Annotated in this window: 11 protein-coding genes; all 11 read right to left on the reverse strand. The window is 60.8% G+C overall.

The genetic code is table 11. The annotated features are described in order from the left end of the window. Nucleotides 1-11: 11 nt before the first annotated feature. The 11 genes from ACSFBF_RS30955 to ACSFBF_RS31005 all read right to left on the reverse strand — a co-directional run bounded on the left by ACSFBF_RS30955 (nt 12) and on the right by ACSFBF_RS31005 (nt 14,960). Entirely contained in the window at nt 12-998 is a 987-nt protein-coding gene (locus tag ACSFBF_RS30955; RefSeq protein ID WP_435473929.1) for a sugar ABC transporter substrate-binding protein, read from the reverse strand. A 685-nt stretch (nt 999-1,683) separates the two neighbouring features. Beyond that, nucleotides 1,684-2,100, reverse strand: a complete 417-nt coding sequence (locus ACSFBF_RS30960) for a hypothetical protein (protein ID WP_435473731.1) — start codon at nt 2,098-2,100, stop codon at nt 1,684-1,686. A 149-nt stretch (nt 2,101-2,249) separates the two neighbouring features. After that, nucleotides 2,250-2,714, reverse strand: coding sequence for a hypothetical protein (locus tag ACSFBF_RS30965; protein ID WP_435473733.1), 465 nt, complete (start codon nt 2,712-2,714; stop codon nt 2,250-2,252). Between the two features lie 7 nt (nt 2,715-2,721). Further along, the gene (locus ACSFBF_RS30970) at nt 2,722-7,368 is read right to left on the reverse strand and encodes an RHS repeat-associated core domain-containing protein (protein ID WP_435473735.1); all 4,647 of its coding nucleotides are present in this window, start codon (nt 7,366-7,368) and stop codon (nt 2,722-2,724) included. 51 nt (nt 7,369-7,419) lie between these two features. Beyond that, a complete protein-coding gene (locus ACSFBF_RS30975; RefSeq protein WP_435473737.1) occupies nt 7,420-7,815 on the reverse strand; it encodes a hypothetical protein in 396 nt (131 codons plus the stop codon). Between the two features lie 41 nt (nt 7,816-7,856). Continuing rightward, on the reverse strand, nt 7,857-8,351 hold the full coding sequence (locus tag ACSFBF_RS30980; RefSeq protein ID WP_435473739.1) for a pentapeptide repeat-containing protein: 495 nt from the start codon (nt 8,349-8,351) through the stop codon (nt 7,857-7,859). A 27-nt stretch (nt 8,352-8,378) separates the two neighbouring features. Continuing rightward, a complete protein-coding gene (locus tag ACSFBF_RS30985; protein ID WP_435473741.1) occupies nt 8,379-8,633 on the reverse strand; it encodes a hypothetical protein in 255 nt (84 codons plus the stop codon). Between the two features lie 81 nt (nt 8,634-8,714). Then, nucleotides 8,715-9,053 (reverse strand): hypothetical protein, encoded by a 339-nt coding sequence (locus ACSFBF_RS30990; RefSeq protein WP_435473743.1) that lies wholly within the window; start codon nt 9,051-9,053, stop codon nt 8,715-8,717. Beyond that, on the reverse strand, nt 9,050-9,430 hold the full coding sequence (locus tag ACSFBF_RS30995) for an SEL1-like repeat protein (protein ID WP_435473745.1): 381 nt from the start codon (nt 9,428-9,430) through the stop codon (nt 9,050-9,052). Before ACSFBF_RS30995 ends, ACSFBF_RS30990 begins: the two co-directional genes overlap by 4 nt. 320 nt (nt 9,431-9,750) lie before the next feature. Further along, nucleotides 9,751-10,182 carry a hypothetical protein gene (locus ACSFBF_RS31000; RefSeq protein ID WP_435473746.1) on the reverse strand — a complete coding sequence of 144 codons (432 nt, stop codon included), beginning with the start codon at nt 10,180-10,182 and terminating at the stop codon, nt 9,751-9,753. Then, nucleotides 10,179-14,960 carry an RHS repeat-associated core domain-containing protein gene (locus tag ACSFBF_RS31005; protein ID WP_435473748.1) on the reverse strand — a complete coding sequence of 1,594 codons (4,782 nt, stop codon included), beginning with the start codon at nt 14,958-14,960 and terminating at the stop codon, nt 10,179-10,181. Before ACSFBF_RS31005 ends, ACSFBF_RS31000 begins: the two co-directional genes overlap by 4 nt. Between the last annotated feature and the right edge of the window lie 45 nt (nt 14,961-15,005).

Raw genomic sequence — 15,005 nt, forward strand, 5'->3', positions numbered from 1 at the left:
CTGTCAGCTATTTACTTCTTGCCCCAGCACAGATCGGCACCGGTCTTCGTGTCCTTGCTGTCGACGCCCGCCACGCTCTTGCCGGCGATCAGCGTCACGCCCGTGTCGACATAGCCCGAGGCCTTCTTGCCCGTCTTGGCGAATTCGACGCCTGCGGCCACGCCCATCGCGGCCATCTTCAGCGGGTACTGCTGCGAGGTCGCGGCGATGATGCCGGCGTTGGTGTCCTTGATGCCCTGGCAGCCGCCGTCGACCGAGACGATCAGCACGCCCTTTTCCTTGCCCGCGCGCTTCAGCGCGTTGTAGGCACCGGCCGCGGCGGGCTCGTTGATCGTGTAGACCAGGTTCACGTCAGGCGCCTTCTGCAGGCAGTTTTCCATCGCCGTCTGCGCCTTGGCCTGGTCGCCGTAGCTGTCCGCCATGCAGACGATCTCGGGCGCCTTCGACAGCTCGTTCGACTTCGCTTCATTGGCCGGCAGGCCGAAGCCCTTCATGAAGCCGTTGTGGCGCTGCGCGCCCACCGGGTGGCCCGGCAGCAGGTCGAGCGCGATGATCTTCGCGGGCTTGCCGGCCATCGCAGCCTTGGCGTATTCGCCGATCAGCACGCCGGCCGTGTAGTTGTTGGTGGCGAAGAGCGCGTCGGTCGCATCCGGCGGATCGGCCGGGCTGTCGAGCGCGATCACCATCACGCCCTTGTCGCGCGCCTTCTTGATCGCCGGCACGATGGCCTTGGCGTCGCTCGGCGTGATCAGGATGGTCTTGGCGCCGGCCGCGATCATGTTTTCCATCGCGGTGATCTGACCCGCGTTGTCGCCGTCGGCCTTGCCCGCGCCGGAGAGCAGCTTGGCGCCCTGCTTCTTGGCCTCTTCCTGCGCGCCTTCCTTCATCTTGACGAAGAAGGGGTTGGTTTCGGTCTTGGTGACGAGGCCGATGATGGGCTGGTCGGCGGCGAAGGCTGCGGTGGATGCAGTCACGGCGGCGAGGGACATGGCCGCCATGGCCAGGATGGAGCGGGGGCTGCTGAGCATGGTTTGTCTCCTTGGGCGGGCGGCGAGGCGCCTGCGGTTTTTTGGAACCGGATCGCGCGGGCCTTGGCTTGATGGCTGGAGGCTCGGTGTCCGGGCGCAGAGGGACTATCGGCGAGGAGAGGGACTAAATCAAGCTGATTTAGTTATCGGAAACCCGGGGTTGAGGATGCAGGCGGCGGGCTTGCGGAGCGCCGCTTTGGCGGGTGTTGGTGCCAAGCGGGCGATGGGAACGGCTTCACCCATGGCCAGGCCGATATCTCGTAGACCGGGTCACCCGTCCCGGCGAAGAAATCGATCGCACCGGACTTGACCTGAACCATCTTCCAGCTCCGGGCTGCGACCTCTCTCGACGGGACCTTCAGCAGCGAATAGCGAGTGGCAATGTGAGACCGCCCTGCGGCGACTGAAAAGAAAGACCGATGTAGATGGCGCCGCTGCGTCCCTTGGCTTGAAGCAGTTAATCAAATGCACTGGCGACATCTTGCGTCGTTGCGGGTTTCCGACGCTGCCCGGGACTGTATTGAAGACCCACAACGCCCCATCAACCCCGACGACTAAGAAAAGCAGATTCGCTCGACGTCCGACCAGTCAAAGATATTTTTGAAGTCGACTCCGAGGTGGTGCTTTTGTGCGAGCACCTTCATCTTCTGCTCAATTACTTGGTGCACGAGGAAATCATGTCTTCCATCGAGGAGAATTTCGCAAAAAATATCTGAGTGTCATATTTTCGACTCAATCTCGAAAAACTCCAGAATTCTGCGGGGAAGAAATACCCTTTCGCCAAAAACTCACTCAGTTGATGTACGGCATATTCCAGAGCGTCGCGACTCAGGCCAAGGAGCAATCCACACCTCCTTATTTCGAGACGATCCGACATCTCCGACTGAAACTCAATTCTCGCTTTGTCAAAATCACGCCTAAAATACCGAAGGCAGTCGACAACTCCTGCATTCTCAGCACCATTGGCCAACTCAGAAATTCTGGAAAGGAGCAATGCAGCGCCTTCTTCATCGAGTGTGATCGTCAGCTCATCCTTACTAAACGGACCAAAATTAAAGGCAATCATTTTCAAGCCCGAGACAGAGAAGACTTGTAGCGGTTGAACTCTGCTTATCACTGACCAGAACTGGCCATATTTCGGTGGCAATCAACACTCGATAGTTTTATCGCTTCGAATTGGTTTGTTTGAGTTTTTCGATACAACCGCATCTTCGTCAAAATTCAACTCCAAGGTGAATTTTCCTCATCCACAAACATCCATTGATAAAGAGGCTTAGATTCTTTTCCCACGTCAGGAACAGGAGTTTCCAAGGTTTTTGCGTCGAGCAGTGAAATACCATAAGATTCAATTATTTCAATTACAGCAAGATCGTCTTCATCATGAGCGCACTCCCTAATAATTGGCTTGGACGTAGAGCCTTCTTCGTTGATTCGAGCAAAAAAAGCAAAAGGTGCAACCATTGAAACCCTGAGAAGATAATCACCGGCAGGCGCACAGGACAAAAGATATCCAAAGCTGACATCGTAATTTTCGTCAGTATCCTCTTTTACCAAAAATCTCTTGCAAATATCATCAATCAATTTTTGATAAGGTTTTTTTCCAAGTTCATCAAGCACAAAAGAGTAATCAGGGGCTCTAAGGTTTTTATACCTACCCTCCAGCACGTCAATCCAATTTTTCTTCATATATACCCTATGGTGTCTCGGGACCGGCCGGGTGCCCATGAATTTTTCCCTTGGAGTCTTGGTGAACTCTCACTTTGCTCTGAGTTCCACCTTTGGGTCCCTCGCCGATTGGGGCTCCAAACTCGTAATCCTTCACTCCAGGCCTACCTGGAACTTGCGTTCCATTCGCCCATGCTTCATCGGTGTACTTGATCGCAGCATTCCAATCACAAAAGCACGATGTCGGCTTTCCGGCATTCACCCGATTCTCATATTGCGGCGTACCCTTTACATGGCCAGCTTGTTTTTGCAATGAAATGTGGGGCGGCACGCGAGGCTGCAGACCCAAAGGATCAATCCATTCAACGCTGTTCGGCGCATAAATGTGCAAGTTCATCCCGCCCGCCAAGGCGATCGGATCACTTGACGTGAATCTTCCGCTATGCGGATCGAAGTATCGATACCGGTTGTAGTGCAGTCCCGTCTCTTCATCCCAGTACTGCCCCTGGAACCTGATCGGATTCCTGAACCCTGCCCTTCGCCCCGCCTCGCTGATCGCCTCCCGCGCCTCGCCCCACGCCTTGTACTGCGCCGACCAGGCAATACTTCCTTCATGATCCGTCAGCTCTTGCGGCGTGCCCAGGTGGTCGCACTGATAGAACGCCATCTCCCTCTTGTCGAACGCACGCGGCACATGCCTCTGCTCGCCGTTCCACAAAGGATCCTGTTCGATGTCGTAGACGCCACCGTTGGCCGCCATCAGCGTTTTTGCATCCGTCGTCTCGCTCAGTGCCATCGCACTCGCCCGGCGCACCTGCACCAACGGTACGAACGAGTTCGCCTCGTGGATGTAGTGCACGCTCCAGCCGTGCTCACCGCCCTCTTCAATCGATGACTTGCTCTGTGTGCTCTCGAACGCGAGCACGTCGCCATCCCAGCCGAACAGCGTCGTGGCCTCGCCCGAACGCTTGGACAGCCGGCGACCCAGCGCGTCGTAGCTGAAGGTGGTGGTGATGCCGCTGTGGTCCGTCGCCGCCGTCATCCGGTTGAAGCCATCCCAAGCGAAGACGGTTCGCCAGCCGTTGCGCAACCGCTCGGTCATGTTGCCGCGCTCGTCATAGCGGTAGCTGGTGCCGGCGTAGCTCTTCAGCAGGTTGTCCAACAGCTTGTTGGCTGGATGCCTGAGCGGGTCGCCGCTCGGTGGAGCGTCGACGATGTTGCCAGCAGGATCGAAGGCGAAGATCTCACGTCCGACGCGGCTGTTGGCTTCGAGCAGGCGGCCCACCGGGTCGTAGCGGTAGCTCAGGTTGCCGCGCCGGCTGTCGCCGATGGCGACTAGTTGGCCAACCTTGTCGTAGCTGTAGCTGCGCTGGATGCCAGCGCTCGACTCGATGGCGCCGGGCTTGGTGCGCGAGATCTGCTGTTCGAGCAGCCGCCCGGCCGGGTCGTACTTCTGGCGCTGGCTCAGACCGTTGCCCTGTTCCCGCGCAACCTCGCGGTGCAGGTCGTCGCGCTCGAAACCCAGGATGTCCTGGCCGTCGAGCATCAGCCCGTGCACATGGCCGGAGCCGTACGTCAGCCACTGGGTCACGTGGCCGTCTGGCCGCACGGTGGCGATGCGCTGGTTGAGTTCGTCGTAGCGGTGCTGCCAGACTGCCGTGCGCTTGCGCTCCAGGTAGTGGTGATGCTCACGCGTCAGGTTGCCGGCCGGGTCGTAGAACCATTGCAGGCGCGCGTCGCTGTTGGTCGCTTCGATCAGGCGGCCGTTGCGGTCGTATGCAAAGCGTTCCGACTGATCGCCGGCTCGGCGTTCGCTCAAACGGCCGAGCGGATCGAATTCGAGTTCGGTGCGCTGGCCTGCTTCGATCACCCCGGAGAGGACGCCTGTGGTCCCCTCGTGGATGTACTGCGTAGTCTTGCGGTCGAAGCCGGTTTCCTCGAGCAGGCGGCCCACCGGGTCATAGCGGAAGTCGTAGCGGCTGCCGTTCTCGTTGTGCAACTCGGTCAGGCGACCCAGCAGGTCCCAGTAGTACTTGAGCGAGCGGCCCGCTGCGTCGGTGCGACCGGCGATCAGCCCGGCGCGCGTGTAGCTGTAGCGCGTGGCACGCCCGAGCGCGTCTGTGTGCGTCAGCAGGCGGCCTTCGGCATCGTGCTCGAAATGCTCGCTCGTCTCGTCGGGCTGCACGATCTGTTCGAGCTGGCCGGCTGTGTAGCGATAGCTGGTGGTGTTGCCAGCAGCGTCGATCGCCTTGGCAAGACGGTCCCGTTCGTCGTACTCCCATCGGCTGGTCTTGGCAGAGCAGTCGGTGTAGCTGAGCAGTTGCCCCGATGGGGAATAGGCGAGCACCTTGACGCCGCCCTTCGCATCGGTGATCCGCACGGGCCTGCCGGCCTTGTCGTAGGCGTACTCAGTCTTGTGGCCGAGCGGATCGATCTCTTCCGTGAGGTGGCCCTGCGCATCGTAGTCACGCTTCCACACGCCGCCCTCGGGATCGAGGATGCCCGTGAGGCGGTGCAGCTTGTCGTATTCGAAATGCACGCGACTACCATCGGCGCGCGTGTGCGTCTGCAGGTTGCCGTCTTCGTCGTAGGTGTAGTCGTCGGTGCCGCCGTCGGTATGCACGTGACGCGTGATGTTCTTCGCGTCGTCGCGGAAAAACCATTCCTGCAGCTTGTCGGGATGGATGATGCGGTAGGTGTAGCCCTGGATGTCGTAGTAGTGCCAGGTCTCGCCGCCCAGCGCATCGGTCACGTAGGTCAGGCGGATGTTCTTGTCCCACTCCAGCTTCAGCGCGAAGCTGCCGTCGTCCGACCACTCGCGCACAGCCTTGGCGTCTGTGCCGGTGCCGTCATATTCGAGGTTCATGCCTCGGCCGGTGCGGTCGGTGTAGCGGGTCACGAGATGGTGCGCGTAGGTGTAGCTCCAGCTTTCGCCGTCCTCATCCTGCGCCGCGACGAGGTCACCTTCTGCGTCGTGCGTGTAGGCGGCCAGCTGACGAATGACCTGGCCGTCTTTCAGTTCCCACAGCGACTTGATCAAGCCGGTCTGCGCATCCGGCTGCGTGCCCACGTGCGCCACGACGGCTTCGCCCTGCTTGCTGATGATGTCGCTCAGCACGCGTTCGCCGGTCGAGGCGATCACGTGGTCGTAGCGCAAGCCGACGGACATGCCGTCTTTCGCCTGCTGCGCGACGAGCCGGAAGTGCGGCTGCTTGCTGTCGACGTACTCGTAAATCTCCCGCCACTCGCTCTGCTCACCTGCGGGCAATGGCTTGCCGAAGTCCAGCGCCAACAGGCCCTCGTTCAACCGCGAGATGCTGACCTCTTCGACGGCATCGAAATACGTCTGCCCCACCTCCAGCAGCGGGTAGGCATGGCTGCGCCCGTCGGCTGCGTGATACACCAAGCTCGCCTGCCCCTGGCGTGCGCCGCGCACTGGTGTGGCAACGTCCACTCGCATGCTGTAAGGCGTGATCCACCGGGCCCCCAGGCTAGCGCGGTCGAAGGCATCGAGGTCGCTGGCATAGGTGCGCGCCCATTCGATCGGCAGCGGTGCCGCGAGCACGAAATCGGTGTGCGTGAAGCTCTCATTGCCGGTGGCGAGGCTGATCGAAGCGCCTTTGCGTGCCGGCGCGGGGCAGTTCTTGCAACCCGAAGTTCCCTGTGCCGGCGCCTGCTTGCTGATATGCCCAAGCGGAGTCCCCGGCTTGGCCTTCTCGGCCTTGGCGCCCGTTTGCGGCGGCACGATCGCCACGCGCTTTCCCTTCTTGCGCAGCAGCGCATCCCGCAGCTTGTGCAGCAGCCACATGATGCTGGCCTGCGCTTCCTTGTTGGCCAACGCCGACAGCTGGCTGCGAAGCAGGCGCTTGAAGTCCAGCATCTGCGTGATCACGCCGTTGACCTTGCCGGCAACGCCCGCGGGCAGCTGGTTGGCGGCCGTCTTGGCGACATAGTTCGCCGACTGCTTGGTGTAGCGCACCGCAGTGCCCCACATGCGGCTCCAGGTGCTCTGCGTCTTCGGGTCGTATGTACGGGCCTCCGTCGCGCCTGGCTTCGCCACGTCGAACAGGTCCTTCTGGCCCAGCACGCGCCGCAGGATGTCCACCAGGTTGTCGATGATCTTGTCGGCCAGGTCCGCGCAGCTCTTGAGAATGCCGTCGAGTTTGTCGATGGCGCCGTCGATGAACTTGTCCAGCTCGCCCATGATGGTGGCGTTCAGGTGCCCCACCAGCGTCGTGACGATGGCTTCGCCCAGGTTCGAGGCGGCTGCCTTCAGCTCCTGCTTCACCAGGTGAAGCGTGGGCCGCAGGCTCATGCGCGCGGCTGCCATGCTCGGCGGCAATGGAATCAGCCCGATCAGGTTAATGCCCAGGCTCACCCAGGTCAGGAATGCTTCGACCCCGTCCTTGGCCTTCTTCTCGACGATGTTGATGATGTCGAGGAACACATCCACCAGCGCCATGATGTTGCCGACGATCGGGATGCTGCCCAGCACCATCGTCAAGCGCTCCAGCGTCACGTAGCCGCCGCTGAACGAGCGCAGCCAGTCGTCCACCGCCTTGCTCGCGGCGGCGATGTCTTCCTTGACGATGGTGTTCAGCGGCGCAACCGCCGTCTGGGGTTCTCTCTCAGTCGGTTTCTGGCCTTGCTGTTGCGGGCCTTCGTTTCCTGCCATCTTCCCTCCCTGCCTCGAACTGGTACGTTGCCTTTGCTGCGGATGCGGGCTTCAGGGCCGGATCACGCAGTCCTTCATCGTGAGAAACGCCGACCCCATCGCAAAGCCGACCTCGCAGCTCGCAGTGAACTTCGCGCCGCTGCGCATCTCGCCCATCTTCTGGTTCTGTGCGTCGTCCGCCGGGGTCAGGCGTGCCAGCTCCTGGTTGCCGCGCACATCGGCGGCGCGGATCATCGAGGTGCCGCCGAAGGAATCAGACGCCTCGACGACCAACGCTGAGAACTGCACGCGCTTGCCGTACTCCGGCATGCCAAGCGCGCGGCGACCCTGCTTCTCGTAACTCTGGTGCAGCTTGGTCAGCGTGGTTTTCGTTTCCGCTTGCGCAGCACACAAAGAGGCCGTGCCCAGGAAGACAGTGGCGACAAAGACGGTTTTGATGTTTTTCATGAACATGGAATCGATGAAGTGATGACCTTGCCCGTCAGGGCTCAGTTGATATTGGCGTTTTGAAACTCGAGCTGCTCGAATGTGCTGCCTGTGAAGTCCACGCTGCGCCCCTGCAGCCCTTGCGCATGCACCACGGTGCCGCCGCAGTTCAGCACCCCGACGTCGTTCCAGTGGCCGCCCGCGAAGCTGATGTCGTCCCACTGGCACTGCGTGAAAGTGCTGGTGCCGATGCTGCCGCCATCGAAGTTCGCGCGCGTGAAGCTGCAGTTGATGAAAGTGCACCCGGTGATCGAGATGCCGCCGAAGTCGCACTGCGTGAAGCTGCAGCCCGTGAACTGGCAGGCGCTCCAGCCCGCCTGCTTGAAACTGGTGGCGGTGAAGCTGGTGCCCGTGAAGGTCGTTCCGGCGAACTGGGCGAGCCCCAGGTCGAGCCCCGCATAGGCGAAGCTGTCGGCCTGGCCCACGAGTCCGGCGGGAGCGCCGCCTGCGCCTTTGCGCCACATGTCGTGGGCGAGGATGATGATTTGTGAAGACATACCGAATCCCTGAGTGATGCCGTCGCCTCAGCGAGACAGATGCTTCTGGAGAATCCGGCCGGCACCCTTCTCGATCAGCAACTCAGGTTCCGGCAGGCTCGGCAAGGCGCCTCGATGACCTTGTGGCTTGTCCTTTGCCACCCATGACACGCGGTACCCGCCAGCCTCTTCGACCAGGAAGAGCTTGTAGTTTTCAAGCTGCAGCCCCGAAGACTTTGCGTCTTCATAGGCGACTGCAATCGCCTGTGCCACCAGGGCATCGACTTCGATGATTTCGTTCATTTTTCCTCCCTCTGCAAGATTGAAAGTACCGAGCTCAGGCAAGACCGACGTCTCCCGTGACAGGCTCGGCGCCGAATGCCATTACCGGCTCCTCTGCTCCCGAAGTATTTCGCCCGTGGTCTTGGAGGCGATGTACGTGATCGATCGCCCCGGCTTGCTGACATTGCCAAGCCCCTTCTGCCCCGGAGGTAGCTTGGCGGTGAACGCAATGCCGATGGTGTTGACCCCGTTCTCGTCCTCGCCGTTTTCTTGCTTTCTCTCAGCGATGTGGACGTTGAAGTTGTTCAGGTCCTGTCCCGTCGTTTCGAACAGCTTGTAGGCCTTGCTCATTGCAACGACCAGCGGTGTGTTGAGCAGCAACTGATCCGGCGACTCGAGTTCAAAGAGCGGCACGGCAGAGACATCGAGGTCATGAATCACGGACGCGCATTCCGGGCCTTGGCGCGGGCCTCCTCGATTTCCTTGAGCAGATCGCCGGCATCAGCATTGCCGTTCTTCAGCGACTCCGCCGCCCAGTGCGCTGCCTCGGTGAGATCCTTGCCATTCATGTAGAGGTCGTAGGCCAGGTTGTGCTGCGCCACGACATGGCCGCCCTTGGCCGCGATCGATAGCCAGCGGATACGCTGATCTGCGTCCGAAGACACGAAGGTGTAGTACAGCGAGAGACGAAACGCAGCCTCGGTGTCGCCAGTCTCGGCCTTTGCAGCCAGATCGGCTCGCTGTGCGTCTGTCAGCGCATAGGCGTGCGCACCCGAGATGGGCGAGGAAGAGGCAGGTGCAGCATCGGGCTTGTCCATGGCGTGGTTCCCCGTTGCGTGAGAGAGAGGTAGCTGAAGAAGAAGAGGAAGAAGAAGCGGTGCCGGCAATGCCCGCATCGCGCTGAACCTGAGGTCGATGTTCTTCATGGCTTGGGGTTGAAGGTATGCCAGAGCCCGGGGTCCGCGGTGTCCATGCTGCCGTCCGCTTTCTGGCTGGCCGGCTTGTGGGCGCCATTCGGCCAGATTCACAGGAGCTTGGCTGTTCTTGAAAGAAAGCGCTGCGCTTGCTTGAGGGAAGCTCGGCAAATTATTCGCATATGCGCGTCGTGCTTCAAAGTCGAATGCCATGGCTCGAAGACCTATATTTTCTTCGTTTGATCGGGTCCGTTGAACTTATTCAGCTCTTCCAAAGATCCATCCCAATTGGGCGGTGTCCTCATGCCACTCTTCCGGTTCTCAACAAAAGCGCAACCTATTATTTCCATCTTGGATTTTTCCGAGACACACAATCCGATCCATTTTTGTGTCGACAACTCCTGAACATCAAGGGCAATATTTCCATCCAATTCACCAAGCCGAGCAATCAAGTCCATCAATCCCCAAGATTTGATTCCAGCTTGCTCAGTGCTCACCTTTTTGATTTCGAACTCGCTCTTCAATGAAGATGGCGATGCAGTTCGGATGAATTTCATTACCGAACCCGAGTTTTCATCAAAAATTGAAAGGACAGCAACCCACTCCTCTTGCGGTAGGCTGAGAAAGAATTTTTTAACGTCAGACAAAGAAATCATGGCTTATGAACTCCAAGGCCCGTGCGGCGCCCTTTGAGCAAGACTTCAGACTCGCCCCATGCATCATCAGAAAATTCCCATGACCAGCAATCGCCTTCTTTGGGAGCCCCGTACGGAGCACTCAATAAAACTCCACCCGGACCATCCTTCTTGGCGTGATATTCCGCAATCTCTTTCTTTCGAGACCACGACGTGTATTGACTTTCACCTGAATACCCACCCTCATTGTGTTGAGTTGCCGAGGCTCCTCCCGCAGAAAGTGCGGGAGTAACAATACCGTTTTTAGCGTCCTTCAGCGCCGGATGATTTGCTGAAACGCCTCGATATAAATGCCCGGAGTCTGGACATGGACAGCATTTTTTACTGCCAGATGCTCGTGACTGCTTACGCCGTTGCGCCGAATTACCGCTCAAGCCAAGCGGATCGACCCACTCGGTTGGATTGACGGCATACACATGGGTGTTGTGTCCACCCAGCAGCCCGATCGGGTCGCTCGAGATAAACCTGCCACTGTGCGGGTCGTAATACCTGAATCGGTTGTAGTGCAACCCGGTCTCGTCGTCCAGATACTGCCCCTGGAAACGGATCGGATTGGCAAAGCCGGCCCGTCTTCCTGCTTCGCTGATGACCTCTCTTGCCTCGCCCCATGCCTTGTACTGCGCCGACCAGGCTATCTGGCCTTCATGATCCGTCAGCTCCTGGGGCGTGCCGAGGTGATCGCACTGGTAGAAAGCAATCTCCTCCTTCGCAAAGGCACTCGGCCTCGGCAGTTGCTCGCCGTTCCACAGCGGGTCCTGCTCGATGTCGTACTCCCCGCCATTGGCATCCATCAGCGTTTTCACGTCCGTGGTCGAGCTCAGCGCGACGGCTCGCGCTTGCCTGATCTGCACCAGCGGCACGAACGAATCCGGCTCGTGGATGTAGTGGACGCTCCAGCCCCGGCCCAGCCGCTCGCTCTCGCCGGCCATGCTCTGCGTGCTCTCGAAGGCCAGCGTGTCGCCGTCCCAGCCGAACAGCGTTGTGGCGTCGCGTGAGCGTTTGGCGATGCGTCGCCCCACAGGGTCATAGCTGAAGGTGGTGGAGCCCTCTTCGCTCGTGGCCGCGGTCATGCGGTTGAAGCCGTTCCACTCGAAGACTGTTTTCTTCCCGTTCTTGACGCGCTCGGTCAGGTTGCCGCGCTTGTCGTAGCGGTAGGTGGTGCCAGCGTATTCCTTCAGCAGGTTGTCCAACAGCTTGTTGACCGCGCGCAGACCTTGCGGCGCATCGCCGCGTGCGGCGTCGGCGATGTTGCCGGCCGGGTCGAAGGCAAAGGTCTCGCGGCCCAGGCGGCTGCTGGCTTCGAGCAGGCGGCCCACGGGGTCATACCTGTAGTTCAGGTTGCCGCGCCGGCTGTCTCCGATGGCGGTCAGCTGACCGGCCTTGTCGTAGCCATAGCTCCGGCGAAGGCTCAGTGTGCCGGCGGTGTCCGGCTTCGCCTGCGATATCTGCTGCTCCAGCAGCCTGCCGGCAGGGTCGTACCGCAGGCGCTGGCTCAGGCCATTGCCCTGCGTCCGGCCGATCTCCCGATGAAGGTCGTCGCGTTCGAAGCCCAGGATGTCCTGTCCATCGACAAGCAGACCATGCACATGGCCCGAACCGTAGGTCAGCCATTGCGTGACATGGCCGTCGGGGCGAATGGTCGCAATGCGCTGGTTGAGTTCGTCGTAGCGGTGCTGCCAGACTGCCGTCTGCGCACTGGCCAGATGGTGCTGGTGCTCGCGCGTCAGGTTCCCGGCGGGGTCGTAGAACCACTGCAACCTCGCGTCACGATTGACCGCTTCGATCAGCATACCGTTGAGATCGAAGGCAAAGGTCTCGACCTGCCCCTCGCCCGCATCGCGCTCGACGAGTCGCCCCATCGGATCGAAACGAAACCCTGTCGTGTGCGCCTCCGCCTCGACGACTTGCACCAGCGCGCCAGTGGATTCCTCGTAGAGGTACTGCCTGCGTTGCCTGTCGAAGCCGGTTTCCTCCAGCAGTCTCCCCGCCGGGTCGTAGCTGAAGTTGTAGCGGCTGCCGTTTTCGTTGCGCAGTTCGGTCAGGCGCCCCAGCAGATCCCAGTGGTATTGCAGCGTATGGCCCGCGGCGTCGGTGCGTCCTGCCACGAGCCCAGCCCGGTTGTAGCTGTAGCGGGTACGACGGCCCAACGCATCGGTGTGAGCGAGCAGCCGGCCTTCGGCGTCATGCGCGAATTGCTCGCGGGTCTGGTCAGGCAGCGAGATTTCTTCGAGTTGCCCTGGATGATTTCCATCGCTCCTCGCAGCGGCCTCGCCTTCGGGGGTGTAGCGATATCGCGTGGCCTGCCCCGCCGCATCGATGGCCTTGGTCAGCCGCCCGCGACTGTCGTACTCCCATCGGCTGGTCTTTCCCGAGCAGTCGGTGTAACTGGCGAGCTGGCCGGCCGGGGTGTACGTCAGTTGCTTCGAGCCGCCCTTGGCATCGGTGATGCACGCCGGCCGGCCGGCCTTGTCATAGGCGTACTCGGTCTTGTGACCCAACGGGTCGATCTCTTCCGTGAGATGACCCTGCGCGTCGTAGTCGCGCTTCCAGACGCTGCCTTCGGCATCGCGCAAACCCGTCAGGCGATTCAACCTGTCGTATTCGAAATGAACACGGCTGCCATCGGCCCGTGTGTGCATTTGCAGGTTGCCGCCGACGTCGTACGCGTAGTCGTCTGTGCTGCCGTCTGTATGCACATGACGGGTGACGTTCTTGGCGTCATCGCGGAAGAACCATTCCTGCAGCTTGTCGGGATGGATGATGCGATAGGTGTAGCCCAGGATGTCGTAGTAGAACCATGTCTCGCCGCCCAGGGCATCGGTCACATAGGTCAGGCGGATGTTCTTGTCCCACTCGAACTTCAGCGCAAAGCTGCCATCGTCGGACCACTCGCGCACCGCCTTGGCATCTGCGCCGGTGCCGTTGTATTCGAGGTTCATGCCGCGGCCGGTGCGATCGGTGTAGCGGGTCACGAGGTGATGGCTGTAGCCGTAGCTCCAGCTGGCACCGTTCTCGTCCTTCGCGGACACGAGATCGCGTTCCGCATCGTGCGCATAGGCGGCAAGCTGACGCACGACCTGGCCGTCCTTCAATTCCCACAGCGACTTGATCAGACCTGTTCGCGCATCGGGCTGCGTGCCCACGTGCGCCATGATGGCTTCGCCCTGCTTGCTGATGATGTCGCTCAGCACTTGCTCGCCCGTGCCTGCGATCACATGGTCATAGCGCAGGCCGATGGAGGCGCCGTCCCTGGCTTGCAAGGTCACGAGCCGATAGTGCGACCGGCCTTCGACAAGCTCGTAGATCTCACGCCAATTGCCTTGCTCACCCACAGGCAGTGGCTTGCCGAAGTCCAGCGTCAGCAACGCTTCGCTCAGACGCGAGATGGTCACCTCCTCGATGGAATCCCGATAGACCTGGCCCACGGCCAGCAAGGGATAGGCGTGGCTGCGGCCATCGGCTGCGTGATAGACCAGACTCGGTTGGCCCTCGCGCTCGCCCCTGGTTGGCGTCATCAGGTCCACGCGCGTGCTATAGGGCGTGAGCCAGCGCGCGCCCAGGATCCCGCGGTCGTAGGCATCGAGCTGGCTGCGGTAGGTGCGTGCCCATTCGATCGGCAACGGCGCGGCGAGCACGAAGTCCGCGTGGGTAAAGCTCTCGCAGCCAGTGACGAGGCTGATCGACTTGCCGAGCGCAACAGGCGCCGGGCAATTCTTGCAGCCTGCGTCCTTCTGGCCGTCCGCCTGCTTGCCGATGTGCCCGAGCTGGTCGCCCGGCTTGTCCTTCTGGGCCACCGCGCCGGCATTCGGCGAAACAATCGCGCCGCGCTGCCCCTTCTTGCGCTGGATGGCGGCCAGCAGCTTGTGCAGCAGCCACATGATGCTGGCCTGCGCCTCCTTGTCGGCCAGGCGCACGAGCTGGTTGCGAAAGGTCTTCTTGAAGTCCAGCAGGCTTCCGATCACGCCGTTGACCTGTACCGCCACGCCATCGGGCAAGTGATTGGCCGCCGCTTTTGCAACGTAGTTGGCCGACTGCTTCGTGTACTTGACGGCGCTGCCCCACAGCCGACTCCATGTGCTCTGAGTCTTCGGGTCGTGCACGCTGGTTTCCGCCGCGACGGGCGTACTGACCGTGAACATGTCCTTCTGGCCCAGCACCCGCTGCAGGATGTCGACCAGGTTGTCCACGATGCTGTCGCCCAGCTTGGCGCAGCCTTGCAGCATCTCACCGAGCTTGGCGATGGCGCCATCGATGAAGACTTCCAGTTCGCCGACGATGGTGGCGTTCAGGTGTCCTACCAGCGTCGTGACGATGGCTTCGCCCAGGTTCGAGGCGGCCGCCTTCAGCTCCTGCCTCACCAGATGCAGCGTGGGGCGCAGGCTCATGCGCGCGGCCGCCATGTTCATCGGCAACGGGATCAGCCCGATCAGGTTGATGCCCAGGCTGACCCAGGTCAGGAATGCTTCGACCCCGTCCTTGGCCTTCTTCTCGACGATGTTGATGATGTCCAGGAACACATCCACCAACGCCATGATGTTGCCGACGATCGGGATGCTCCCCAGCACCATCGTCAACCGCTCCAGCGTCACATAGCCGCCGCTGAACGAGCGCAACCAGTCGTCCACCGCCTTGCTCGCGGCAGCGATGTCTTCCGTAACGATGGTGTTCAGTGGCGCAACCGCCGTCTGGGGTTCGCGCTCCGTCGCCTGCGGCTTCGGCGCTGCTTCCGGTCCTGCCATTTTTTCTTGTTCTCTTCGAGCTTGTGCGTTGGGTTGGTGGAGTAC

The sequence above is a fragment of the Variovorax nivicola genome, from assembly GCF_051216475.1.
Classification (GTDB): Bacteria; Pseudomonadota; Gammaproteobacteria; order Burkholderiales; family Burkholderiaceae_C; genus Variovorax.

Excerpts from the sequence above, each read along its gene's own strand:
- ACSFBF_RS30955 (WP_435473929.1), bottom strand. The coding sequence starts at position 998 with ATGGCGGCCATGTCCCTCGCCGCCGTGACTGCATCCACCGCAGCCTTC.
- ACSFBF_RS30965 (WP_435473733.1), bottom strand. The coding sequence starts at position 2,714 with ATGAAGAAAAATTGGATTGACGTGCTGGAGGGTAGGTATAAAAACCTT.
- ACSFBF_RS30970 (WP_435473735.1), bottom strand. The coding sequence starts at position 7,368 with ATGGCAGGAAACGAAGGCCCGCAACAGCAAGGCCAGAAACCGACTGAG.
- ACSFBF_RS30975 (WP_435473737.1), bottom strand. The coding sequence starts at position 7,815 with ATGAAAAACATCAAAACCGTCTTTGTCGCCACTGTCTTCCTGGGCACG.
- ACSFBF_RS30980 (WP_435473739.1), bottom strand. The coding sequence starts at position 8,351 with ATGTCTTCACAAATCATCATCCTCGCCCACGACATGTGGCGCAAAGGC.
- ACSFBF_RS30985 (WP_435473741.1), bottom strand. The coding sequence starts at position 8,633 with ATGAACGAAATCATCGAAGTCGATGCCCTGGTGGCACAGGCGATTGCA.
- ACSFBF_RS30995 (WP_435473745.1), bottom strand. The coding sequence starts at position 9,430 with ATGGACAAGCCCGATGCTGCACCTGCCTCTTCCTCGCCCATCTCGGGT.
- ACSFBF_RS31000 (WP_435473746.1), bottom strand. The coding sequence starts at position 10,182 with ATGATTTCTTTGTCTGACGTTAAAAAATTCTTTCTCAGCCTACCGCAA.
- ACSFBF_RS31005 (WP_435473748.1), bottom strand. The coding sequence starts at position 14,960 with ATGGCAGGACCGGAAGCAGCGCCGAAGCCGCAGGCGACGGAGCGCGAA.